The sequence below is a fragment of the Candidatus Babeliales bacterium genome (assembly GCA_035944115.1).
In the GTDB taxonomy this organism is placed as follows: domain Bacteria; phylum Babelota; class Babeliae; order Babelales; family Vermiphilaceae; genus DASZBJ01.
Genome location: DASZBJ010000017.1, coordinates 95,373 through 119,790, shown reverse-complemented (window position 1 = coordinate 119,790; position 24,418 = coordinate 95,373). Strand labels below are relative to the sequence as shown.

The 24,418-nt window shown below is 40.8% G+C and carries 19 protein-coding genes and 1 other RNA gene; 10 read left to right on the top strand and 10 right to left on the bottom strand.

Features of this window, described 5'->3' with window-relative positions; all coding sequences use genetic code 11:
- Nucleotides 1-98: 98 nt before the first annotated feature.
- The 3 genes from VGT41_02475 to VGT41_02465 form a co-directional block, all read right to left on the bottom strand.
- The gene (locus tag VGT41_02475; GenBank protein ID HEV2601139.1) at nt 99-809 is read right to left on the bottom strand and encodes a PASTA domain-containing protein; all 711 of its coding nucleotides are present in this window, start codon (nt 807-809) and stop codon (nt 99-101) included.
- A gap of 25 nt (nt 810-834) precedes the next feature.
- Nucleotides 835-1,195: RNase P RNA component class A (gene rnpB, locus VGT41_02470), an RNA gene on the bottom strand.
- Between the two features lie 593 nt (nt 1,196-1,788).
- Complete coding sequence (locus VGT41_02465) at nt 1,789-3,093, bottom strand: hypothetical protein (protein HEV2601138.1); 1,305 nt, start codon at nt 3,091-3,093, stop codon at nt 1,789-1,791.
- A gap of 213 nt (nt 3,094-3,306) precedes the next feature.
- Here VGT41_02465 and VGT41_02460 point away from each other — a divergent pair, with 213 nt between their 5' ends.
- Together VGT41_02460 and VGT41_02455 are read left to right on the top strand one after the other, a co-directional pair.
- Complete coding sequence (locus tag VGT41_02460; protein ID HEV2601137.1) at nt 3,307-3,786, top strand: hypothetical protein; 480 nt, start codon at nt 3,307-3,309, stop codon at nt 3,784-3,786.
- Between the two features lie 62 nt (nt 3,787-3,848).
- The gene (locus tag VGT41_02455; protein HEV2601136.1) at nt 3,849-5,747 is read left to right on the top strand and encodes a transglycosylase domain-containing protein; all 1,899 of its coding nucleotides are present in this window, start codon (nt 3,849-3,851) and stop codon (nt 5,745-5,747) included.
- Between the two features lie 9 nt (nt 5,748-5,756).
- On the opposite strand, the gene VGT41_02450 is transcribed toward VGT41_02455, so the two are convergent.
- A complete protein-coding gene (locus tag VGT41_02450) occupies nt 5,757-7,232 on the bottom strand; it encodes an AAA family ATPase (GenBank protein HEV2601135.1) in 1,476 nt (491 codons plus the stop codon).
- Between the two features lie 186 nt (nt 7,233-7,418).
- Between VGT41_02450 and VGT41_02445 the strand changes: the two genes are divergently transcribed.
- A complete protein-coding gene (locus tag VGT41_02445) occupies nt 7,419-7,730 on the top strand; it encodes an addiction module antidote protein (protein ID HEV2601134.1) in 312 nt (103 codons plus the stop codon).
- On the opposite strand, the gene VGT41_02440 is transcribed toward VGT41_02445, so the two are convergent.
- From VGT41_02440 to VGT41_02420, 5 genes are all read right to left on the bottom strand, one after another.
- Nucleotides 7,712-7,936: a hypothetical protein gene (locus tag VGT41_02440; GenBank protein HEV2601133.1), complete on the bottom strand. Its 225-nt coding sequence runs from the start codon at nt 7,934-7,936 to the stop codon at nt 7,712-7,714. The two genes, VGT41_02445 and VGT41_02440, sit on opposite strands and share 19 nt — an antisense overlap.
- 417 nt (nt 7,937-8,353) lie before the next feature.
- A complete protein-coding gene (locus VGT41_02435) occupies nt 8,354-9,373 on the bottom strand; it encodes a PDDEXK nuclease domain-containing protein (protein ID HEV2601132.1) in 1,020 nt (339 codons plus the stop codon).
- Between the two features lie 3 nt (nt 9,374-9,376).
- The gene (locus VGT41_02430; protein HEV2601131.1) at nt 9,377-10,414 is read right to left on the bottom strand and encodes a UDP-N-acetylglucosamine--N-acetylmuramyl-(pentapeptide) pyrophosphoryl-undecaprenol N-acetylglucosamine transferase; all 1,038 of its coding nucleotides are present in this window, start codon (nt 10,412-10,414) and stop codon (nt 9,377-9,379) included.
- The gene (locus VGT41_02425) at nt 10,411-12,372 is read right to left on the bottom strand and encodes a tetratricopeptide repeat protein (protein ID HEV2601130.1); all 1,962 of its coding nucleotides are present in this window, start codon (nt 12,370-12,372) and stop codon (nt 10,411-10,413) included. Before VGT41_02425 ends, VGT41_02430 begins: the two co-directional genes overlap by 4 nt.
- Complete coding sequence (locus VGT41_02420; GenBank protein HEV2601129.1) at nt 12,369-12,803, bottom strand: DciA family protein; 435 nt, start codon at nt 12,801-12,803, stop codon at nt 12,369-12,371. The genes VGT41_02425 and VGT41_02420 overlap by 4 nt, the downstream gene beginning before the upstream one ends.
- 114 nt (nt 12,804-12,917) lie before the next feature.
- Here VGT41_02420 and VGT41_02415 point away from each other — a divergent pair, with 114 nt between their 5' ends.
- From VGT41_02415 to VGT41_02385, 7 genes are all read left to right on the top strand, one after another.
- A complete protein-coding gene (locus VGT41_02415) occupies nt 12,918-13,361 on the top strand; it encodes an archease (protein ID HEV2601128.1) in 444 nt (147 codons plus the stop codon).
- 35 nt (nt 13,362-13,396) lie between these two features.
- Nucleotides 13,397-14,857: an RtcB family protein gene (locus VGT41_02410; GenBank protein ID HEV2601127.1), complete on the top strand. Its 1,461-nt coding sequence runs from the start codon at nt 13,397-13,399 to the stop codon at nt 14,855-14,857.
- Nucleotides 14,858-14,984: 127 nt separating this feature from the next.
- A complete protein-coding gene (locus VGT41_02405; GenBank protein HEV2601126.1) occupies nt 14,985-16,715 on the top strand; it encodes a hypothetical protein in 1,731 nt (576 codons plus the stop codon).
- 274 nt (nt 16,716-16,989) lie between these two features.
- Nucleotides 16,990-18,585: a WD40 repeat domain-containing protein gene (locus tag VGT41_02400; GenBank protein HEV2601125.1), complete on the top strand. Its 1,596-nt coding sequence runs from the start codon at nt 16,990-16,992 to the stop codon at nt 18,583-18,585.
- A gap of 37 nt (nt 18,586-18,622) precedes the next feature.
- Nucleotides 18,623-20,437, top strand: a complete 1,815-nt coding sequence (locus tag VGT41_02395) for a hypothetical protein (GenBank protein ID HEV2601124.1) — start codon at nt 18,623-18,625, stop codon at nt 20,435-20,437.
- A gap of 37 nt (nt 20,438-20,474) precedes the next feature.
- Nucleotides 20,475-22,217, top strand: coding sequence for a WD40 repeat domain-containing protein (locus tag VGT41_02390; GenBank protein HEV2601123.1), 1,743 nt, complete (start codon nt 20,475-20,477; stop codon nt 22,215-22,217).
- A 107-nt stretch (nt 22,218-22,324) separates the two neighbouring features.
- Nucleotides 22,325-22,717 (top strand): hypothetical protein, encoded by a 393-nt coding sequence (locus VGT41_02385; GenBank protein ID HEV2601122.1) that lies wholly within the window; start codon nt 22,325-22,327, stop codon nt 22,715-22,717.
- A 51-nt stretch (nt 22,718-22,768) separates the two neighbouring features.
- Here the strand turns inward: VGT41_02385 and VGT41_02380 are convergent, their stop codons facing one another.
- A complete protein-coding gene (locus VGT41_02380) occupies nt 22,769-24,337 on the bottom strand; it encodes an AMP-binding protein (GenBank protein HEV2601121.1) in 1,569 nt (522 codons plus the stop codon).
- Nucleotides 24,338-24,418: the final 81 nt, after the last annotated feature.

Below are 24,418 nucleotides of genomic sequence, written 5' to 3'. Positions count from 1 at the left end.
TGCCTCCAATTTTTAAACTCATATCTTCTTATAAAATCAGTGTGCCAAAGTAAGAGCTCACAGTCAAAAGGATGGGCAAAAGGGTTATTTTCATTGAATTATGAGCGTACTTGCAGTTGCAAGTGTAATGATTTTTGCTCTACGCGAGGAATGATTGAATAAGCGAGTGGTCGCTGGTCATGGACCATGCACGTATCGCTGCAAGTATGGCCTGGTGCCTGGGGGCTGTGATGGGTGATCGTGTAAGAGATGGAGTGATTTTTGAGGAATTCAATTACCTGCGGTATCGATTTTCCTTTAAAATTGGGGAGTAGTATTGATTTATTTGTTTCAGACGCCATATAGGTAATGATTTTTTTTTCTTCTAGCGGGGTTCCTGGTGCTGGAAATTGCCCAAAACAGTGGCCTGTAGGGCTCGTATGATTAAGGATATATGGTTTGTGATGAATAGTATCTGCTTTTAGGATGCGCGCGATAGCGGGATCTGATTTTTGTAGCAGGTTGGGAGTAGTTATTTTTGGTGGCTGTTGTGATACCACCAGGTACATTGCTTGATTCGGTTTTATGGTAATGTCTGGTTCAGGCGTTTGGCTGAGTATGGTGCCCGTTGGTAGCTCTGCGCTCTCTTTGTATGCAACAAGTCGAGGATTGAGGTTGTGGGCAGATAAAAGGGGAAATGCGTGTTGTAATTGCATACCAACTAAACAAGGAGTTTTGATTGTTTCAACGTGGTACAGATAGGCAAGGAGTTTATATCCAAAGATAAAGCAGAGGAACGGGATCAGAGAAAGTAAGTATGTTAATTTCATTGTAGTCTATCGTGGTAAAAAAGAACAAAACGGTGAACAATAAGCCGGATTCTGTTACGCGCTTAACGCACGTATAGCAACCATTTATCTATGCAACATACCCGCATGTTTAAGCCGGAACAAACAGCCGTACATGCTTCTTTGTCTTGCTCCCAGTAGGGTTTACCCCCTATAGCCATTGCTGGAACTATAGTCGTGCGCTCTTACCGCACGTTTTCACCCTTACCGCTTTTTTTAAATTAAGCGGCGGTTATTTTCTGTGGCACTTTCCATGAGCTTGCGCCCTCCTACGTTGAACAAAATTCTCCGTAGGTACTGTGTTTGTTAGGAGTCCGGACTTTCCTCTTACAAGCGTAATGCTTATAAGCGATTGCCTAGTTTACCGTTTTGAAATTTCAATGATAAGAGTAGTACTACTAATAGTGTAACAGCGATAGATTTGCTTGTATACAGCAGGCTGGGGCTGCTTTTATGCAAAAGGAAGGGATCTATAAGATGGAGTTGTGCGGTAATACATGCAGTTACCAGTAGACAATAGAGAGCGGTTTGCGCATTGGTGGCGCGAGCGATGGTTTTGCCGATGATGGTGATTGGTATGAGGTAGAGCAGATTGAGGCCAAATATGCCCTGAGTGAGAACAGATTCAATCGATAAGGCAATGGCGAGGATAGATAAAATGGGCGTTGTGTTGGGGCGTGGAATGTATAAAATATAGCATGCTAATAATGTATGGACCGTTGACTGTTGAAGAACGGTATAGAAACAGACATCGATAAATAACAGTAGGGTGGTAAGGGTGATTGTGGAGATGAGAGTTATTATATCCATTAGATTAATTTTTTTATTATAGGGCTATGATTGCAAGTAACTGTAGCCATAAATAGATGATTGGTCAAAGCAAAATTGTTTTGATAAAACAAGCAAGGCGAGGCACGGATATTCCGCGCCTCGCCTTGATATAATTGGGGTTCTTGTTTTTTTACTTTGTATCTTCTGTATTATTCGATGGAACGCTCTCTTCAAATCCAATTGCTAATTTTGAGGCGTCAACGAGTCGTGGTAATTGTCCTACTATTGGATATGATCTTCCCCCACGCTTCCATCGTAGATTTTTGACTTTGTTTCCAGCATTGTAAAGGTTCCATGTTATTGCTGCACTTCCTGCTGCAGTTACTTTGGCAGCTGCCTCAGGCGTTATGACCTTTGTGATTAGTGCTGGTTTCATTCCTGTATAGGTTATCACCCCATATGTTGCCGCTGCGGCTGCTAACGATGTTACCATTTTTTTAGCAGGTATTGAGATCTTGGTTTTGTTTAAAGGGGTGTATCGTTTGCGTAATTCAGGGTCAAGTTTATCTACTTCTTCTGAGCAGAAGCATGCCATGTAAGGCCCACATTTTTTGCTCTTTAATGCGGTGACCAATCCCAGCTTATTGGCTGTTGACATGTCATTCCATGTTAAGTGTGCTTCGCGTGAAGCAAAGGTGTTTAAAATTGTGGTATATGTCTCAAGTGTAGGTTTGTTAGTGATTGTAGCGATAATTTTCTTAATCGTTTCCGTTTTTCTCATTAGGATAATGATTTCCGTCTCTGTTATATTTGTGAGTTTTAGCATTGTTGAGATAGATGCCATTTTGTATCCATAAGCTGTAGCTAATGTTTGTAAAGTTCCGAGCTTATCGTGGCCTAATATTAGCTGTTCTATTTGAACGATAGCCCAAATTTTATTTTCATGAGTTTGCTCGAGCAAGTAACGTAAATATCGCTTTTCATGAGTGCCAGATTTTTTGAACAGCTCGATAATAGCTTTTTCACCTTTATTCAAGGGGTGTTTGGTTGTATCTGTGTATTCAGGTAATGGTTTTTTTGAAAAATATGATGAAGCCCATGTTCTAAGCCGTGCAAACCGAGAAGGAGTTTCTTCAACGTTAGATTTTTCAGATGTAACGTTAGTTTGTGACTGCAATTGTGCAATAACTGCATCAAGTTCTGCAATATTAGGATTGGTTACTTCTGCAGACGTGGCCGATTGAGCGGCAGTTGTTTTTGGTGTAGCTACTGAATGAGCTTTATTGTTTGATGAATCGTTGTTTTCTTTTTTGTATTCTCCAGCTTCTACTGGTTTTATAGCTTGAGCAGTAGCTTTTCCAGATTGAGGGGCATTAACCCCTGGATTAACACCCGGAATCCAAAGCTGTTGATCAAATTGAAACGCAATTGATTGAACCATTGAACATGGTATAAGCGCGTTAAGCGCGAGTAAAAGTATTAGTTTCTTATTCATAATAAACCTCCGTTATTATATATAGAAAGAAAATTATATATAGTTACAGCTTATTATATCTATGCAGTTAGTCAATTGGGGGTGTGCTACAGGGGATATTTCCTCGTGAAAAGCTATTTTGATCAGAAATGGTATTTCTATATGATTGACATGCAGGCTTTTATGGGGGCATAGTAAAAAGGGTTTTATTGGCATCTTAAAAAGGAGCGAAGAATGCGGTGGTATATGATTTTTGGGCTGTTTTGTGTGGTATGGGTAGCAGGAGGACTTATAGCTAGTAATGATTCGGAATTGACGGTAGCGGTAGAAATTCCTGATACATTATTGAGTCAGTCCTTTTCAATAGAAAAAGTTATTCCGGTCGTTATTAAAGATGGTGTGATAACTGTTGCAAACGAGCAAGATGAGGCGCCTGTGCCGGTGCAAGCAGAGGAGGATATGCCTCTGCATATAATACTTCAGCTCGATGATCTGAGAGACTTGCCACAGGTCAATGAGGCTGGACAGGAATCGTTTTGGGCTAGTTTTTTTATGAAGCATCCCTATGTATCGTTTGGTGGTGTGGTTTCATTGGTATGGTTTGTGCTTGCCAGTTTTGATCCGGAGTTGCGGGATATCGCTAAAGATACGGTAAAAAAGATGTATAAAACAGTACGTTCATCGGTTAGCCGTGCATATAGATCGGTGTCTTAATTAACGTTTTTTTGTTATTCTAGTGCCATCGTGGGTGCAATTCTACATAGCCGATGGCAGTGATGGTAATAAAATTACGGACTATAATTCTTTCTTTATTTTTGTGCGGTTGCTTTGCTATTGCATGTGCATTAGGTGCGATTTTCTTTCTACTGCATAATAACTGTATTAACTTTTCGGTGCTGGAAAATTATAATCCTGGAGCGCCGACTATTATTCTGGATGATTCTGGCGCAGAATGGACTCGTTTTCAGCTTGATAAGCGGGAACCGGTACCCTATGATCAAATGCCAACGCATTTGATTCAGGCATTTTTAGCGGCTGAAGATCGCTCATTTTTTGAGCATGCGGGCATATCAATACGAGGAATACTGCGTTCTGTTGTGGTTAACCTGTACCATGGACGTAAGGCGCAGGGGGCGAGTACTATTACACAGCAATTAGTTAAGTTACTTTTTTTTGATTCACGTAAAATGTTTATTCGTAAAATCAAAGAGCAGATTTGTTCAATAATTGTTGAATATCAGCTTACTAAGCAGCAGATATTGCAAACATATTTAAATCATGTCTATTTTGGTTGTGGTATTTATGGGGTGCAAGCAGCAGCGCATCGTTTTTGGGCAAAGGATGTTTCAGAGTTATCTATTGATGAATCGGCAGTGCTTGCAGCAGTCATCTGTTCACCGCGTCATTATTGTCCTATTTTATCACCATTATCATGTACCAATCGTCGCAATGTGATTATTACGGTTATGCATCAATTGGGGCACATTACTCATGAGCAGATGCGTGATGCGCTTGCAGTAAAACTGGTTGTTAAGGATCTAGATACAACGGTATCAGCGCCCTATCTTAAAGAAACACTTCGGCTTTTTTTAGAAGATTTAGTTGGAAAGCGGGCATTGTATACAGGAGGCTTCCAGGTACAGACAACCATTAATAGGCAGGTGCAGCACCATGCACAAGCGGCATTTGATAAGCAGCTGACATCTTTGCGGTCTGGGGTATTGCCCGGAGTTGATGGTGCGCTTATCTCTTTGGATGTACAGACGGGGGCTATTAAAGCGTTGGTTGGAGGAGCTAATTTTCGAGAATCAAAATGGAATCGTGTTTTGCAAGCACGGCGTCAGATGGGGTCTACGTTTAAACCGCTTGTATATGCTATGGCTGTTCAGAAAGGTGCCAATTTTGCCCAAACGGAAGTTGATGAGCCTATTGCAATAGAAAATTATGGCCCAGTATGGAGGCCAAATAATGTGTATAACACCTTTGATGGCACGATGACATTAGCGCGTGCGCTTTCATACTCTAATAATATTATTACCATTAAAACGCTATTGAAAACAGGGATACAGCCAGTAGTAGACTTGGCAAAACAATGCCGGATAGCGGGGCCAGTGCATCCATATCCATCGATTGCATTGGGATGTGTTGATGCTACGTTACGTGAAGTTGCAGGTATGTTTAATCTCTTTGCCAACGATGGAGTGTATGTTGAACCGCATTATATTAAGTGGGTTAAAGATTGTTGGGGAAATAAAATATATAAAAGTAATCCAGAATGTGAGCGAGTGCTCTCGTCGCGAGTTGTTGGGCAGGTGGCAAAAGCATTAAGTTTAGGGTTAATACGGGCGCGTGATCGGCTTCCAAAAAAATGGGTTGAAGGGCATGCGATTAGCAAAACAGGAACCAGTGATTTTAGAACTTGTTGGTTTGTGGGTTCAACGCCAGAGCTGACAACGGCAGTATATATTGGATATGATGATGGTCGTCACATGGGTAAAGATATGTTTCCGTTACGTACAGCGTTTCCTATTTGGATTGGATTATATAAAGAGTTACCGGCAACGCAAAAGACGTTTGTGTTTGATCCGACGTTAAAAGAAGTGACTATTAACGAGCTTACGGGGCAAATGGTTACCCCAGGTGCGGATGCTCAAGGAATCACTATTTTAGTGTGAAATCGTTTTCTATTCACCTTTTGCCATCATAAACTGTTCGATTTTTGATTCGATCACTCTGAAATTATTAATCTTGTTTTGTGTTATCCATTCTTCTACTTTTTCTTGTGCTATCCCATTTCTTTTAATTGGTAATACTTTACTGTTTTTTATAACATGCAAAGCATGAGCAATTAACAATGTAGGGGTCGGAGTAGGATATTGAATAGTATCAAATCTACTTGCTAATGCGGTATCTTTTATTTCCTCATTACTTGCTACAAAAATAAGCATTGGTGGCAATTTTAAATTAATACCGGTTCCATCCATACCAGAACCAAAATAACTGGTAGATAGCTTTGACTGATTTCCATTAAATACGCGTTTTGCTGGGCTTATCATATCATCTTTATTAAGCCATGTTGCTTCATCCATGAATACAATTGATCCTCGCTTTTTGCCCATCAGTTGATTGCGCAGCACTCGTAGCATAGACCCTGGTTGTCTTTGATTTCCTTCTAACTCATCAGCGGAAGTAATAATTAGATCATTAAAGCGCGTTGTATCGGGTAAGAGCTCTTGGAACCATTGCGCCAGGGTACGTACAAAATGGGTTTTTCCAATACCACCAGGCCCATGGAGATATATATAACGAGGGCATATGTTTGTATCACCTGCAAGAGCAAGTACAAATTTTGCAATATTGATCTTTAGTGCTCGACAACATTCACCATCTGAAGCGTCGTTATAGTGAGCAAAGAAACTGTCGATTCGCTTATGAAGTTCATTGATTACTCCGTTTATTTTGTTGGCGTCCATAGTCATTGGTGCTGACGGCTGATAGGTAGTGAGTCCAAGAGCAAACTCAAGAAAGTTCATGGCATCACGTTGTTCAAATTGATTTTGACGCGCAATGGTAAATTTTTCAATAATAATTGGCCATAATGCTTTTGGAATAAAACATTGGTTTTTGGCAAAAAGATTCTCAAGCGGATTAAGGGGATGAGTTGGTGGAAATGCAAGATGAAAGCCAGAACGAATTACGCCAAGTGAAAGAAATGCAGCATGAGTAAAAGCATTAAAAATGCTAAAACTGCCTCCCATTGAGTCTTTGCTTGTCGCTTTAATAACGGCTGTTGTTGCCGTTGCAATTAATGCCATTAACGTCAGACTTTCGCGTGCGGGCTCCATGATAACCCATTTATGTGCCTTTTTAAGTTTATCAGTACACGCCTTTGTATATTCTTTTTGTAACTTTTTGACCTGTTCAGTATCTAATTTTGGTAGTGAGTCAGTTTTAGTTTGGCCGTCTATACAAACATTATCCTGGCAATTTAACATGACCATAAGATCTTTATACTGTTCATGAAGCTTGGTCTGATCAAATGCATCACGATAATTAATACACAAGGTCGACTTTTCAGGTTCTCCCTGTGCATAGCTTATTAGTGGGGTTAATAGAGCAAGACCTATTAATAGCAAAGAACCAGTTTTGAAATTATTCATTGAAAACCCCTATTTTGAATTAATAATTACCTATTGATAATATTATCAGAGCAGGGATTAATGTAAAACGGAGTGAGGAACGGGTACTGCTAGCGGATAAGAGATAAGTTGTTGGCTGTAGAAAAAGCCAAGAACGTGATATTCTCAAAGCTCAGCGGTATTGGCTTGATTATAAAGGGCAAATGGATGATACGAAAAAAAAGACAATTTAGAGACTTTCAAGATTTATTATTAGAACAGTTACAAGATCCACAAGAGACGGCAGCATATCTTAAAGCTGCACTTGCAGATCCAGACGAGCGTGTGTTCTTATTAGCTTTACGCGATGTATTGCAAGCACAAGGTGGTAATATTGCTGATTTGGCTGAAGAGACGGATTTAAACAAACAAAATTTGTATCGGATGTTATCCAAAAAAGGTAACCCTCGATTTACGTCTTTAATAACAGTGTTGAACGCAATTGGCTTTGAAATGGATATTCATCCAATAAAAAAGTAAGCACTTTGCAACATTGATATGTGACTAGTTAATTTCTGCCGACAGTGTCGGCAGTTTTGCTTTACTGCCGTTTGAGGATTTATCAATTCATTTTTTAGATTTTGAGCGATAACTGCTTTAACGGCAGCAACACTTACCTCCTCAAGTATTCCTTCAGCTTCAAGGAAGCTTTCAAAGCTTGATCCGATATGTTTATTTTTTTTCATAATATTCCCTATAGTTTTTTTGCTCTGTTTATAGCAAGATCAAGCTCGTTAACTATATTTTTTTATGGAATATAAATAACATACGAGATATAGAATGCCTCAGTGATTCGATTGAGTATTTTTGCTCGCATATGTCCGTATCAATTCTGCCACATGAGGCCGTATAGCAACCTCGTGCTGAAACCATTCGCGAAATGTTGTGGGTCCATAGCTATGATTGAAAGCACGTTGAATTGTCAGGATCCTATATATATGCGTCATTGCTACTTGGAATGGGATTGTATCCATGAGGAGCGGATTCAAGTATGCCGTAAATTCTGCTGAGAGATCCCATTGTTTCTTTGCTAATAGGTTGGGATAAATAGGGTGCGGATTTTTGAATATGTTCAGTCTAAAGCTTTCGGTGCTAGCATATTTTTACTCTATTTTGCCAATAAGCTTTGCGATTTGTTCAGCATTGGGAAGTTGATCTTTAAGTTCTTTGGGAAGCTTTTTGACAACTGTATATGATGCAACGCCGATAGGTTTATTTGATTCTTTCAAAGCATATTCTACGGTCATTTTACTTTTTGACTTACATAAAATAATTCCAATCGAAGGGTTTTCTTCGGCCGTTTTTACTTGGGCGTCAACAGCTGCAAGATAGAATTGCATTTTACCGATGTATTCGGGAATAAATTCACCAATTTTGAGTTCAATTATTACAAGGCATCTGAGTATACGGTGATAGAGTAAGATATCTAAGAAATATTCTTTATCATCTACTTCAAGGCGGTATTGTCTTCCTACAAAACTAAAAATGCCACCCATTTCTTTTAAAAAATCTTCTACTCTGGCGACTAAAGAATTTTCAAGCTGGCGTTCACTAAAATCGTCTCCAAGTTCTAAAAAATCAAATGTATATTCATCTTTAACAATAAGTTTTGCGTTATCTTGGATTTGAGCGGGTAGAGTTACATCAAAGTTACTTTGTCCTAAGAATGTTCTTTCGTAAGTTTGATTGGAAATATGATTAATGAGACTATTTTTACTCCATCCGTACTTGCGCACCATGCGCACGTAAAATTCTCGTTCTAGAGGGTCCTTGCACTTACCCAAAATGTAAATATTATTGGTCCAACTAATTTCTGCAACCAGTGGTTGCAGTTTTTCCTTAGAGCTGTACGAGACGTATAGATCGCGCATTTTCCAGAGATTTCTCGCGGAAAACCCCTTGATGCCTGGGAGAGCTTTTTGCAATTCAACAGCAAGCCCCTCTATTACTGAATCACCCCACCCATTTTTCTTTTGTTTTTCTACTATGTCTTTTCCTATACTCCAGTATAAAGATATGAGGTATTTATTAACTGATTTAAGTGCATTAGCTTGAGTGTCCCTGATGCGATCCTTAATCTCTTGTAAAAAATGTGCATACTCATTTGTTTTTTCAATATTCATTTTTTAACCTCTTTGGGTTATGTGTTTATATAACAATGTATTAATCATTGTGTAGAATTCCTGTGGATCACGCTTTATATCCTGCTCCCGCAGTACCGTGCACAGCTCAGGATATTGCAGCGCAATCGCGCGCGCATTGTCTAGTTGATGATCGGTAATAGCGGTTTCAAGAGGAATGATAATAGCAGGTTTTTTAAAATAGACGGTTTCAAATAAACTGCCGGCACCAGCGCGGCAAATAATCAGATCAGCTGCATTGTAGAGTGGTTCGATTTCATTAGTATATGCGCAGATATATGCTTGCATATTATGTTGAGCATAAATCTCGTGCCAGTTGGAAGTATCGGCGGCTCCCGTTTGATGAATGCATTGTACTGCGCGAAGATTTTCAATATGCGCAAGAGATTGTTTGATGATGGTATTGATGGAGACAGAGCCCTGTGATCCGCCAAGAACGAGTATTGTTTTTTTATATGGATCTAGATTGATCATAGTGCATGCCTGTTCGCGTGAAATCTGTTTTTCTGTAAAGCGTATTGGATACGCAGAAACAACCGTTTTTTGTTTTGGAAAATATTGTTTGCACGCATCAAACACAACATGAATTTTTGTTGCAAAACGTGCAAGAAGATGTGCAGAGCGGCCGGGGAGTGCATTGAGTTCCCACAGTTCTAGGGGAATGCGTAAAATCCATGCGGCAAAACAGACGGGTAGCCCGATGTATCCGCCGGTGCTAATCACGAGTGCAGGCTTATGTTTATAGAGCTGATAGAAGCTTGTGAAAAAAGAACGTGTCGCATGATACAGATATTTTGGAATGCGATACCATCGTTTCGGAATGTTATCCATAGGCAGTTGATAATAGGTATCAACAGAATTATCTGCGCTTATAATTGCAGTATCAAGGGGCGTATTGGTTGAAAAAAAGAGTACCCTGCTGGTTGGGTACTCTTTTTTATGTGCATGTGCAAGAGTTAATGCGGGTATGATATGTCCTCCCGATCGACCGGCTACAAAACATATCGTTTGGTTTTGATTCATGATGTTGTTTGGTTCCATTGATTTAAGATAAATTGTGCCTTATTTTTTTCAGATTCGGTTTGTGCTATGGCAGTCGCTTTTTGTATGGTTTCTACTGCTTTTGGACTGTCACCTAATCGATGATAGGTTTTTGCAAGATGTTTTAAGATAGTGAAGTCCTGAGGAGTTTGTTCTGTAATCGATTGTAAGATCTGGAGTGCTTGATCATATTTTTTTTGTTTATAGAGTACCAATGCATAGGTATCGAGAAAGTGGGGGTTGGTACTTTTTTCTAGGACAGTTTTAATCAGTTGTTCTGCCTTGGTAAGGTTTTTACTTTGCGTTGCATAATTATATGCAAGTAAATTAAGGAGCGGCAGGAAGTTTTGTCCCAGGGCATATCCTTGTTCTAATGCAGCCTCTGCTTTGTTAAATTTTTGTTTGCCATAGTACAGGCGTGCTAAGTTAAAGAGCACCTTAGTTTGCAACAGAGGGTCTTGCGTAATCTGTAATATTTTTTCGTGATAGGTGACTGCAGTTTGCAAAATTCCGGCACGACTGCAAAGATCCGCCAAGTATAAGTATGGTTTTATATTGTTAGGATATTGGTGTACGACGGCTTCTAAGACTTTAATTGCTTTTTTGGGCTCAAACCCTGAGGTGCAGAGCAGGCAAAGGGCCATGTACCATTCGTCTTCGCTTGGTTGTTCTAAGATCCATGTTTTAATTGTTTTAGCAGCATCATTGTATTTATTAAGAGCAGAAAGGATTTGGATCTTAAGTAATCGAGCTTGTGGATCGGCAGGTAGTTGCTTCAGGCATTGGTTAATCTGTTGCAGTGCGGTGTCATATTTTTTTTCGTCAAAAGAGGTGAGTGCTAGAGAAAAGTGTGTATTAATCGTTGGTTGTGAAGATTGGTTATTTTTTTGTAAAAAAGTTAGTTGCAATAGATGTTGATGGAGAGCAGGATCGCTTGATTTACTAATTTCTAAAAAATTTGTGTATCCGGTGATTGCTTCTTGTAATGCACCTTTTTGTTCTTGTAATAACGCAAAGAGCAACCATCCTTTATCAAACTGTTTGTGCATATCTAGGCATGCAGTTACTGCCTCTAATGCTTTCTCTTTATTTTGGAGTTGTAAATATATTTGCGCTTTTAAAAAGTGAAAAACGAAGTTATTTGGTCGTTTTGGCGTACTATTAAGAAATGTATCAATGGTGTGTAGAGCGCGGTCTATATCTTTGCGATTTACATACACTAACGCGGTTTGAAAAACAACGGTGGTATTTGTCTTAAATGTTTCATGTAACTTGATAAATCTTTTTTCAGCTTCTTGGTTGTTGCCCGTTTGTTGTAGCGCTTGGGCGAACTGGAGTTGTATATCAACGTCAGTGGTAAAATGGGGATCAAGTTGTGGCATGAGCGCAACAATGCGTTGAAATTGGCCAACACCCGTTAAAAAATCTAAATACCCTTTATACACGTAAATGGGAGGGTTATTTTGTAGAAGTTCTTGGTACCAGGTATTGGTTTGATGAGCATCACGATTAAATAATTGATAGTTCGCCCAAAAATATTGATGCAATTGCGTTGCTGATAAGGGCACAGCGGTCAACTGCACAGAGGGTAATAATAAGACGGTGATTACTGCACAATATCTAGAGCTCATCCGAAAGTTAAATAATTGATTAAATATCCTTAAAAAGGGAGTTTTTGCAATGCAAAAACCTACTAAGGTGCAGGTGGTATTCATTATCGTCGTCACGAGCGAATGCGTGGTGATCCAGGAAATTATGCGCTCAGTATGAGCGCGACTAAATAAATATTTTGTCCTGTTTTTACTAAAATACTCCTTTACTAAGCTGGATCGCCACGCACGCCAATGGCGGCTCGCGACGACGATCGGGAGTTGCTTGTTCTCGTTTCCGTTTATAAATAGTGAGAAATGTTCGAATAAGTTCTTATATATATGCTTCATGTATTCTCCTGATAACAACGAATAAGAAACTGCTCCAGAGCGCTACTTAAATGTGGGTCCTTAATTTTTTGTAATGCATCTTTTTCTGGTGAAGATAGCGTAACTTGTTTTGCATAATGAACAGTTTTTTTTTCTCGTTTAATTGATTTTTTTTTCTGTATACCGATTTGTTTGAAGCGTAGATGTTTTATGTGTGGCGTATCTAGATTTTTATTAATTTTTTTTAAAATAAGGTTAGAAAGCAGATGAAGCTCTTGCATCCAACAAGAATCTTGTACCACTAAAATAATGGTGTCGTCGTAAATAGTTTCAATCGATACATGTGCAGCGAGGTTGCCGATTATATCTGTCCAGTTATTCAGTAGCGCCATTTTCCAATGCTGTTTTGGACATATAAGTAGTTCAACAATAGATTTAATATTTTTTGTCATCTCATCGCATTAGTTATACCATACATCTGTTTGATTAGGATATTCTTAGGTTACTCTATTTCGTAAATTTATAAATATTGAAATTACCATGATTGTAGTAGTAGAGAGGCATATATGCAGAAAGATTTTGAATTGCTTCCCCATACGGCAGATATTAAAATTCGTGTGTATGGAACATCTCTTGAGCAAATTTTTATACATGCATTGATTGGCATGTTTCAATCGATTGGTCCTCAAGCATCAAATTGCAAGATGGTTGCAGATAGGCTTGTGTGCGATGTATTGCCCTATGCGCATACTCTTTCTATAGATTCACCAGATCGAGAAGCATTATTAGTAGATTTTTTATCAGATGCGCTGTATTTATCTGATGTTCACAATCAAGCATATTTAGGCGCAACAATTCATATGTTGACCGACACGCACATTGAAGTCACGGTGTATGGTGTTGCTGTACAGGGATTTGAAGTTGTTGAAATTAAAGCAGTTACTTATCATGATTTATATATCAAACAAACTGCTGATGGATGGCAAGCAGAGATAGTATTTGATATTTAGTGGTGAGTGAAATTATACATTAAAAAGGAATAATTATGGCTGAACGTCCAGTAACAAAATATGATTTAGTACAAGTTGATGAGTATACATGGGATATTCCGCAATCGTTTCGCAGTGATATGCGTGTACCCGCACGGGTATTTACGCATGAGTCTATGCTTGATGACATTTTAGATGATCGCTCTTTGTTGCAATTAACCCATGTGGCAACGCTACCGGGGATCCAAAAATATGCATATGCAATGCCCGACATTCATCAAGGATATGGCTTTCCGATTGGTGGTGTTGCAGGGATGGCAATCGATCAAGGTGGCGTAATTTCTCCCGGCGGTATTGGATACGATATTAATTGTGGCGTTCGTTTGTTGGTTGCCAATAAAAGTTATGAGGAGCTGAAACCGTACATGGAAAAGTTGGCAACGGCGTTATTTGATGCAGTGCCTTCAGGTGTTGGTCGTGGTGGTAATTTAGAGCTGTCCAAAAAGGATTTGGATAATGTCCTAATGCATGGCGCTGAATATATGGTGCAGCAAGGATTTGGCACTAATCGTGATTTAGCGTTTTGCGAAGAAAAAGGGCGCATGCGTGGAGCGGATCCGGATATGGTTTCTGAGTTCGCAAAAAATCGTGGCGCAGATCAATTAGGTACTTTAGGATCCGGTAACCACTTTTTGGAAGTGCAAAGAGTAGATCAGATCTATGATCAAAAAACGGCGCAAGCGTTTGGGTTATCTGAAGGTTCTGTGACGGTGATGATTCATTGCGGCTCTCGCGGTCTTGGTCATCAAATTTGCACCGATTATGTGCGTCTGATGATGAAAGAGGTGAAGAATTTTGGCATCACATTGCCTGATAGGGAATTAGTCTGTGCGCCCTTTGAATCTGCAATTGCTCGTAACTATTTTGCAGCAATGGTTGCAGGTTCCAATTTTGCCTGGGCCAATCGACATCTTATCGCCCACTCAGTGCGCAAGGCATTTAAATCGGTTGTTGGCAGAGATACTGATCTTGACCTTTTGTATGATGTTTCGCATAACATTGGCAAAGTAGAAGATCATATAATCGATGGCGCAAAAACACAGTTAATAATGCATCGCAAGGGAGCAACACGCGCATTTGGTCCAGGGTTTATCGAATTGCCTTCTGATTATAGAGATGTTGGTCAGCCAGTGCTTATTCCCGGTACTATGGGCACAGCGTCATATGTACTTGTGGGAACCGATACAGGTATGAACGTTTCTTTGGGTAGCTCATGTCATGGCGCAGGGAGAAGAATGTCTCGCATGGAAGCGAAAAATAATGTGGCAGGCTCTAATTTACGTCGAGAAATGGAGGCGCTTGGGATCATCATTAAATGCGAATCCAATGCGGGCCTGGCAGAAGAGGCACCAATCGCGTATAAAGATGTGGACAACGTGGTAGCGGTGGTGGATGGCGCTGGAATTGCCAAGAAGGTAGCTCGAATGGTGCCTTTAGCGGTTATTAAAGGGGGATAATAGGTCCTTGTTTTTTTCTTGCATCAGCGTGCCGATATTTCTTATTGCAACTATTGTTGATTTTAATGGTTTCAATCTGCTACTGTTATGGTAATTCTAGTGAGTTGTCATTAAGTGAGGAGTAGCGATGAAATCAAATAAAGTATATCTGGTAATCTGGGCAGCGTTATTGTTGCCATCTATGATTAATACGGCAGAAGAAGAAATAAAACAAACAGCAGCTGAGTTTAAAGCAGACCAGGAACGTTTGCGGCGAGAGCCGGAAATTGCAGAATTTAACCGTCAAACGGAGCAAGAGCTTGCCGCACAAAAAACTGAGAAAAGAGAATTGCAGGAGGCGCTTGAAGCATCAGTAGCTGATCAAGAGAAATCAAAACAGCCTGCTGCATCAGTAGCCGCAGCGGTGGAGGAAAAATCAGGGATTCCAGCTGTTAAAAAGAGTAAAGCGGTCAGATTAGGCAAAGTTGGTAGGAAAATAAAGGAACTTGATATTTTGCCGGATGTATTGTTAAGTATCGTAGAAGACTATATGGATGCACCCCGTGGCTTTTTGGATCCATCAATATTTATTCAATCAACACGCTTACATTTCAATGGTCCGGTGAGCTCAGTAGCGATAAGTCACGATAATAGCTTTATCGTTTCAGGATCTTGGGGGCAATCACCATCGCTACGATGGAATTTCGGGGCTAAGAATGGAACTGCAGCTATTTGGGATGCTAAAACCGGCAATATGAAGCATATACTTAGAGGTCATTCCCAAGCAGTCAATACTGCAGTGATAAGTAATAATGATAGATTTATAGTTACCGGATCTGCTGATAATACTGCGGCTATTTGGGATGTTACAACAGGTAGGCGTCGATATGTGCTGAGAGGGCATGAGCATCCGGTAGATTCAGTAGCGATAAGTAATGATGATACATTTATAGTTACCGGATCTCAAGATCATACTGCAGCTATTTGGGATGCTGCAACAGGTAGGCGGAGATATGTGCTCAAAGGACACACAGCCGGAGTAGCCTCAGTAGCGATAAGCAATGATGGTGCATTTATAGTTACTGGATCTAATGATAATACTGCGGCTATTTGGGATGTTGCAACAGGAAATCGGAAACATGTGCTCGAAGGACACACAAGGGCAGTAAAGTCAGTAGCGATAAGTCATGATGGTGCGTTTATAGTTACCGGATCTTATGATGAAACTGCCGCTGTTTGGGATGTTGCAACAGGAAATCGAAAACATGTGCTCGAAGGAGATAGGAATTCGATACATGCAGTAGCGATAAGTCATGATGATACATTTATAGTTACCGGATTTGATTATGGAGCTGCCGCTATTTGGGATGTTGTAACAGGAGAGCGGAAACATGTGCTCAAAGGAAACTCAAGGACAGAAAGTTCAGTAGTGATAAGCAATGATGATACATTTATAGTTATCGGATCTGATGGAAAGACAACGATTTGGGGTGTTGCAACAGGAGAGCGGAAACATGTGCTTGACGCAGGTTCAGTGACCTCAGTAGCCATAAGCTATGATGATAGCTATATAGTTACGGGAGAAGTCGATGGGCGTCTACTAATTTGGCGGCCAGATTCTCGTGAAGAAATGCTAAAACGCGCTCACCTATTTCAGGAAGCTGCTCGTGCAATGAGATACTTTCCACGTGCGCTGTTAGAGAAAATTGAGAGAGAAATTCCAAAATTACAGTCAGCTGATCGAACCGATCTACCGCAACATGCAATCATATATGGATCTATTGAAGAAGCATTTAACAAGGGAAAGCAAATAGCGATAGAGGAAAGTATGGTGAGTCCGGCAGCGGATTTAGGTCTTGGTGGAATTCCTTACTATTAAAACATCTTTATATAATGATTATGTTGCCCAAATGCGTACACGTGCGCGCGTTTGGGCATTTTCTTATTTGTCTTTCGCCAACCTCCTACGGAAATTGCCAAGAAGGTAGCGCGCATGGTGCCATTAGCGGTTATTAAAGGGGGATAATTGGTGCTTGTTTTTTTCTTACGTCAGTGCGCCAAAATTTCTTATTGTAACTATTGTTGATTTTAATGGTTTTGATTTGCTACTGTTATGGTAATTATAGTTAGTTGTCATTAAGGGGGCAGTAGCGATGAAATTAAATAAAGTATATCTGATAATGTGGGCAACGTTATTGTTGCCATCTATGATTAATGCGGCAGAAGAAGATTCAAAACAAACAGCAGCTGAGTTTGCTGCTTTTCAAGAAGGTCAAGGGCGTTTGCAGCGAGCAAGAGAGCTTGCAGAATTTGAGCGGAAGCAAGAGCAAGGGGCTGTTGCGCGAAGAATTGAGCAAGCGGAGTCAGCACAAGCTATTGAAGCATCAATAGGGCAAGCGCAGCGATCACAACCAGCGTCACCACGACGAGGATCTGCTGCGGCCGCAGCGGTGCAAGAAGCAGCTGCAACATCAGCTGTTAAAAAAAATAAAAAGACAGGGCTGGGGAAAGTTGGCAAGAAGGTATTAGAACATATAAATTTGCCAAAAGAATTAGTGGGTTTAATAGAGGGTTATACAGGCCATGCATTTTTGAATCCATTAATACGGATTGGGTCAACAGAGTTAATCGATAAAGGTGAAGTTCATGCAGTAGCAATAAGTAGTGATGATAGATTTATAGTTACCACACCTTGGGGTAATACTGCAACTGTTTGGGATGCTGCAACTGGTGTGCAACGGCATGAGCTCTATGGGCATAAAGGTCCTCTAACTTCAGTAGCAATAAGTAGCGATAATAGATGTATAGTTACCGGATCTCAAGATAAAACAGCAATTATTTGGGATGCGCAGACAGGCACATTACGGCATAGGCTTGAAGGTCATAAAGAGAGAGTTGCTGCAGTAGCAATAAGCAGCGATAATAGATTTATAGTTACCGGATCTGGAGATAAAACACTGTGTGTATGGGATGCGCAAACAGGCGAGTTACGACATAGGCTTGAAGGCCATAGAGGTGGAGTCGCTGCAGTAGCAATAAGTAGCGATAATAGATTGATAGTTACCGGCTCTTTGGATAAAACAGTGTGTATATGGGATGTGCAGACAGGCGAGTTACGACATAGGCTTGAAGGTCATAAAGAGGGAGTAACTTCAGTAGCAATAAGTAACGATGGTAGTTTTATAGTTACGAGAGCTCAAGATAAAACAGTATATATATGGGATGCGCAGACAGGTAAGTTACGGCATACGCTTGGAGGCGGTACAAATTGGATCATGTCAGTAGCGATAAGTGGTGATGGTAGTTTTGTAGTTACGGGGTCGTGGGATAAAACAGCATGCATATGGGATGTGCAAAGCGGCGATTTGGTACATAGGCTTGAAGGGCATACAAAACCGATCAATTCAGTAGCAATAAGTAGCGATGAGAGATTTGTCGTTACAGGATCCGGTGACAAAACAGCACGAATATGGCGGCCAGATTCTCGTGAGGCAATGTTAGATCGCGCGCAAATGTTGTCTCAAACTGCGGGTGCTATGCCGTATTTTCCATATACGCACTTGGAAGAAATTGAAAGTGGGATTAGAGAGCTACAATCAGCTAGTCCAGAAACTGAGGCACGAGATCTTGAAGATCGATACCAGCGTATTGAAGATGCGTTTAACAGAGGAAGAGGAATAGCTGCAGGAGAGGCTGCGATAGCGCCAGCAGCAGATTTAGGTTTTGGTGGTTTACCATCGAAATATTAAGCGGTTTAGAAAGATGAATAGTATTAAGGGGATAGTAATGAAAGTAAATAAAGTATATGTGTTAATGTGGTTAGGATTACTTTTGTCATCGATAGTAGAATCGGCAAGCCAAGGACCAAAAGAGCCAAACTGGCAGGAGGCACTTCGTGCATCTGCATCGCGTCGTCAGCGTGCTGCATCACCGACAGCAGCGGAAGAGCTGCCTGAAGGGCCAGAAGTAGCAGCAGTGGTGCAAGCGGCAGAGGAAGAATCAAAACAAACAGCAGCTGAGTTTGCTGAGTTTCAAGCCGGTCAGGAACGTTTGCGGCGCGAGCAAGAAATTGAACAATTTAACCGTGCAATGCAGGCTGATCTTGCTGCGCAAAGAACTGAAAACAGGGAGTTGCAAGAGGCTATTGAGGCATCGATAGCTGAAACAGAAAAATCAAGAACGTCTGCTGAGGCATTGGTTGCAGCTGCACAAGAAGAACACAAAGAGCGTGAAGAAAAAAACCCGAAAAAGCCTAAAAAATCAGAATTAGGGCCGGTAGGGCGGGAAGTAGCAATGCATACAGGTTTGCCGAAAGAGTTGGCAAAGATAATAGGACAGTATGCGCCAACAGTCACGTTTTCAAGTGTAAATTCATTCACTCCTGTTAGATCAATACTATTACAGCATCCAAATTTTACACCAAAAATACCACAGGAGCTGCATTGGATATCTTCAAGTTTAGAACAAACTGGTCCGAAGCGAAATCATGTACATTCAGTAGCAATAAGCGCAGACAGCAAGCATGTTGTTACGGGATCTCAAGATGGTATAGCGCGAATATGGGATGCAGAGACGGGGAGATTACAACATATGCTTACTGGTCACACAGCGCTGATATTCGGAGTGGCAATAAGCCGCAACGATACATTTATTGTTACAGGATCAGCAGATAGCAGTGCAATTATTTGGGCTATTAAAACGGGGAAATTGCAACATATATTGACTGGTCATAGTGGCGCAATCAATTCAGTGGCAATTAGTTCTGATAGTAAGCTTATTATTACCGGTTCTTCGGATAAAACAGTGCGAATTTGGGACGCAGCAACTGGAGGACAGATACGTGTACTCACTGGTCATAGCGGCATAATCAGTTCAGTGGCAATTAGTTCTGATAGCAAGTTTATTGCTAGCGGCTCTTGGGATAACACAGTGCGGATTTGGGATGTTGCAACTGGAGCACAGATACGTGTACTCACTGGTCATACAGGTTATGTAGCCTCGGTAGCGATAAGCTCTGATAACAAGTTTATAGTTACGGGATCAGAGGATGGAGCAGTGCGAATTTGGGATGTGGCAACGGGGGCAGAAGTGTATGTAATTACTGGTGATATACCGGTAACCTCTGTAGCAATAAGCTCTGATGGTAAACTCATTGTTATAGGGTATCGGCGTGATGAAGGGGTGTTGGTTTGGGGCACAGCCTCTAAAGTGGTATTACGTAAAATGAGGCATAGTGCGTATAGTGCAATAAACGCTGTGGCTATAGCTGCTCGGAATAGCTTTATTGTTTCAGGGGATTTAGACGGAACAGCCTGCATTTGGCGACCAGATTCATTGGAGGCGATGTTAGAACGAGTGGAAAAAATGAAAGCAATAGCGAAGAAGATGTCTTATTTTCCACATACACAATTAGATGAAATTAATCAGGGAATCCAATATTTAAAATCTGTTGAAGGAACGGCAACTTTAGCAAGCAATCTTGAGAAACGATATAAACAAATTGAAGACGCATTTAACAAGGGAATGGAAATAGCTTTAGGAGAAGCTGCAATAGCACCAGCGGCGGATCTTGGTCTTGGTGGTTTACCGTCGAAATATTAAGCGGTTTAGAAAGATGAATAGTATTAGGGGGATAGTAATGAAAGTAAATAAAATATATCTGTTGCTGTGGTCAGTGTTATTGTTGCCGCTGGCAATAGAATCGGCAAGCCAAGGACCAAAGGAGCCAAACTGGCAGGAGGCACTTCGTGCATCTGCATCGCGTCGTCAGCGTGCTGCATCACAGGATGAGGAAGAGCCGCAAGGGCCAGAAGTAGCAGCAGCGGCTCAAGCAGCAGAGGAAGAAGCAAAAGAAGAAGAAACAAAGGAAACAGAAAACAATTTTGAAGCCTATAAAGCTGCCCAGGAACGTTTGCGGCGAGAAAGAGAGATTGCAGAATTTAATCGTGCAACACAGCAGGATCTTGCGGCACAAAACATTGAGGAAGCAGAATTACAAGAGGCTATTGAGGCATCGGTTGCTGAAGCAGAGAAATCAAGTAGGTCTGCTAAAACATCGGCCGCGACTGCAGCAGCTGCACAAGAAGAAGAGATCAAAGAAGGTGTTGTAAAAAAACAACGCAAAAAAACGAGGATGGGTGAAGTTGGACGAAACGTGGAACTGTTTTTGCCGAAAGAGTTGGCAGGTATAGTGGAAGAATATGCGCAAGGCACCGTTTTTGACCCGTTAATACCTCTTAGATCAATAACATTATTACATCAAACTCCTGTATATGCAGTAACAGTAAGTGCTGATAACAAGTTCATTGTTACAGTAGATTGGAATACCATTGCACTTTGGAATGCTCAGACTAGACAATTGCAACGTACAATTGTAATAGATAATTTGTTATGGCTTGATAGCGGCCTAATATGGGCAGTAGCAATAAGTTCTGACAACAAGTTTATTGTGACAGGATCTAGTGATAAGACTGCGCGGATTTGGGATGTTGAGACTGGTAGGCAACTCCGTGTACTCACTGGCCATACAAGTAGAATAACATCAGTAGCAATAAGTTCTGATAACAAGTTTATTGTGACAGGATCTGAAGATTATACTGCGCGGATTTGGGATGTTGAGACTGGTAGGCAACTCCGTGTACTCACTGGCCATACACATAGCATACAATCGGTAGCAATAAGTTCTGACAACAAGTTTATTGTCACAGGGGCTTGGGATGGTACCGTACTAATTTGGGATGTTGAAACAGGTAAGCAACTCAGTCAAATTGCTGCACGCGATCCAGCAGTAATTAGCTCTGATGGTAAGTTTATTGTCGCAGCATCATCCGGGAGTAATAGTGCAGCTATTTGGGATATTGAGACAGGCGAACAACTACGTGTATTTGAGGGTTATATACATTCTATAACATCAGTAGCAATAAGCTCTGATGATAAGTTTATTGTCACAGGATTTGCTGATGCAACTGTGCGAATTTTGGATGTTGAGACTGGCGCACAATTACATTTGCTTGCTCCTGGTGGACATAGGATGGGTCAAATAGGAATTAGTACTGAAGGTCAATTTATTGTTGCAGCATTTTGGGATAATGCTGTGCGAGTTTGGACACCGGATTCTCGAGAGGCAATGTTGTATCGAGCGCAGGAGATGCGTGCGGCAGCAGAAAGAATGTTATTTTTTCCACAGGCGGAATTGGATGAGATTAATCAGGGGATTCAATATTTAGAATCTGCTGCAGGAATGGCAGCATCACCACGTGAGCTTGAAACACGGTATCAACGTATCGATAATGCATTTAGTAAAGGAAGGCAGGTAGTTGTAGGCGAGGCTGCGATGGCACCAGCGGCGGATCTTGGTCTTGGTGGGATGCCTGGGTATTAATAACCGGAATGTATCATTGTGAGGCAACAAAAAACATTAAAATTTTTCAAAAACTGCGTACTATTAAGTCATAATGCTATTGAGTTTTTATTTGAAAGGTTTTTTATATGTTGGGTAATAAGATTATTGTGATGTTTGCTATTGTCTGTGCAGTATCTTTGCATGCAGCACAGGATAATGGCGCTGAAGAGGTGAGTTTTGTTGCAACATTTAATGGCAAGGCGTTGAGGAGGTTTGAGTCCCTTGCGTGTGTCGGATATGTTGTGTCTGATGGGACCCCCCAAAATAGAGTGGTTGCTTGTATGCGGGAATCAGGAGAGTGTTCAGATACATTGGTGAAGGGGCTTGATCGGCGTGCGATAGGGGATAGTCAATCTGCGAGGAGAGCATTTGATGCATTGGGTACAACATACGAGAATCAATTAGCAGAACACTTAGCAAGAAACCAGGGACGTAATAAGAGAGTAAAACGCCTAGAACAAGATAGAAAAATATTTTAAATAGACATGCATGACAACATCTTTTTATAAAATATCAAAATCTAAAATAGATTATTGATTGTGGTTGGCATGCTGCCCAGATAACAACTTCTTGTTCACTTTCCCAGTCGCAGTCATAGGTAATGGTTCTACGCTGCATATAAATTCTCGCGGGACTTTATATGCAGCGAGATTTTTTTGGCATAGCTGTTTCAGTTCTTGTGTTAAGTTCGGATATATCGCTTTTACTTGTACATAGGCGATTGGGATCTGTCCGGTGTCAGTATCTGCTTGGCCAATGACACCAACGCGGATACTATTTGGATGCAGGAGTATAATGTTCTCAATTTCTGGTGGATAGATATTGAGTCCTTTGTGAATAATTAAATCTTTAATCCGACCGGTGATGTACAAGTTTTCTTCTTCATCTTGATATGCCAGGTCCCCTGTTTTTAACCATCCATCGTGCAGCACTTGTGCAGTCATTTCAGGAGCGTTATAATATCCAAGCATCACGTTATCACCTTTGATGCATAATTCGCCGATAGTTCCTTGCTCTACCTCTTTTCCTTGTTCATCTTGTATACGGCAGGTAATGCCAGCAAGAGGTTTTCCAATTAAACGAGTTGCTGTTGCAATATCATCAGTACAAACGGTAACCACTGGTGAAGCTTCAGTCAGTCCATACCCACTACAAATTTTTCTGCGGTAGAGCAAGCTGAATGCAATACGAATGCGATCGGGCAACGCATCTCCTCCAGAGACAAAAAGTCTAACCGTAGGAAATGATACGGTACGGAGTAAACAGAGCAGTCCATATACTGCCGGTACGCCGACAAAAAATGTGGGGTTGTGTGACAGTCCTGCGCTAATTGCGCGGCGATCTATTTTTGGTACAACAATAACAATTATATTTAAAAAGAAGGGAATCCAAATGCTTGAGCTTTGCGCAAAGCTGTGAAATAGCGGTAATAACCCAAACATGCGATCCTGATCGGTAACTGAAATGCGCACTGCGCTTTGCGCGACGTTGGTCATGATATTGCGCGAGCTTAACATAATTCCCTTAGGAGTTCCGGTCGTGCCAGATGTGTAGAGCAAAACGGCAAGTTCATCGGCATCAAGCTGATGATGAATGGATGGATCGGGTTCTTCTGTGGTGTTATTTTGTATTAATTCTTGTTCAGCAATCAGGCAGTGTATTGCTTGCAGAAGTGATGGTTCAAGACGTTCTTGAATATGGGATGATATAACTATGCAATGTGGGGTGCAATCTTGTAAAACGTGTGTGACTTCCTGGCTTTGTAAAAAGGTGTTGAGCGGAACAGCAACAGCGCCGATTTGTAATATGCCAAAATAGGCGATATAAAATTCGATGGAGTTTTCGATCATAATAAGTATGCGATCACGTGGTTTTACGCCACGACCGATTAACGTTTTGCTGAATAGTAATGCATGGCGATAGAGCTCGGCGTAAGTAATAGAACGATCTTCATAAAGGAGTGCGGTCTTATGTGGATTGCGTTCTGTTGCATGTTGTAATAATTGTCCAACAGAGAGCAATCGATTGTTGGTATGCATTTGGCTATACCAGTAATTAAAGCGTTCTTGTTCGGACTGCTTTTCGTGGTTTTTATTCATTAATGAGCTCCTTTAAAGATATTTTTCAAGTTAGGACTATTACTGTATACTTGTATCAAAAAATAACCAAGTTCTACAAAG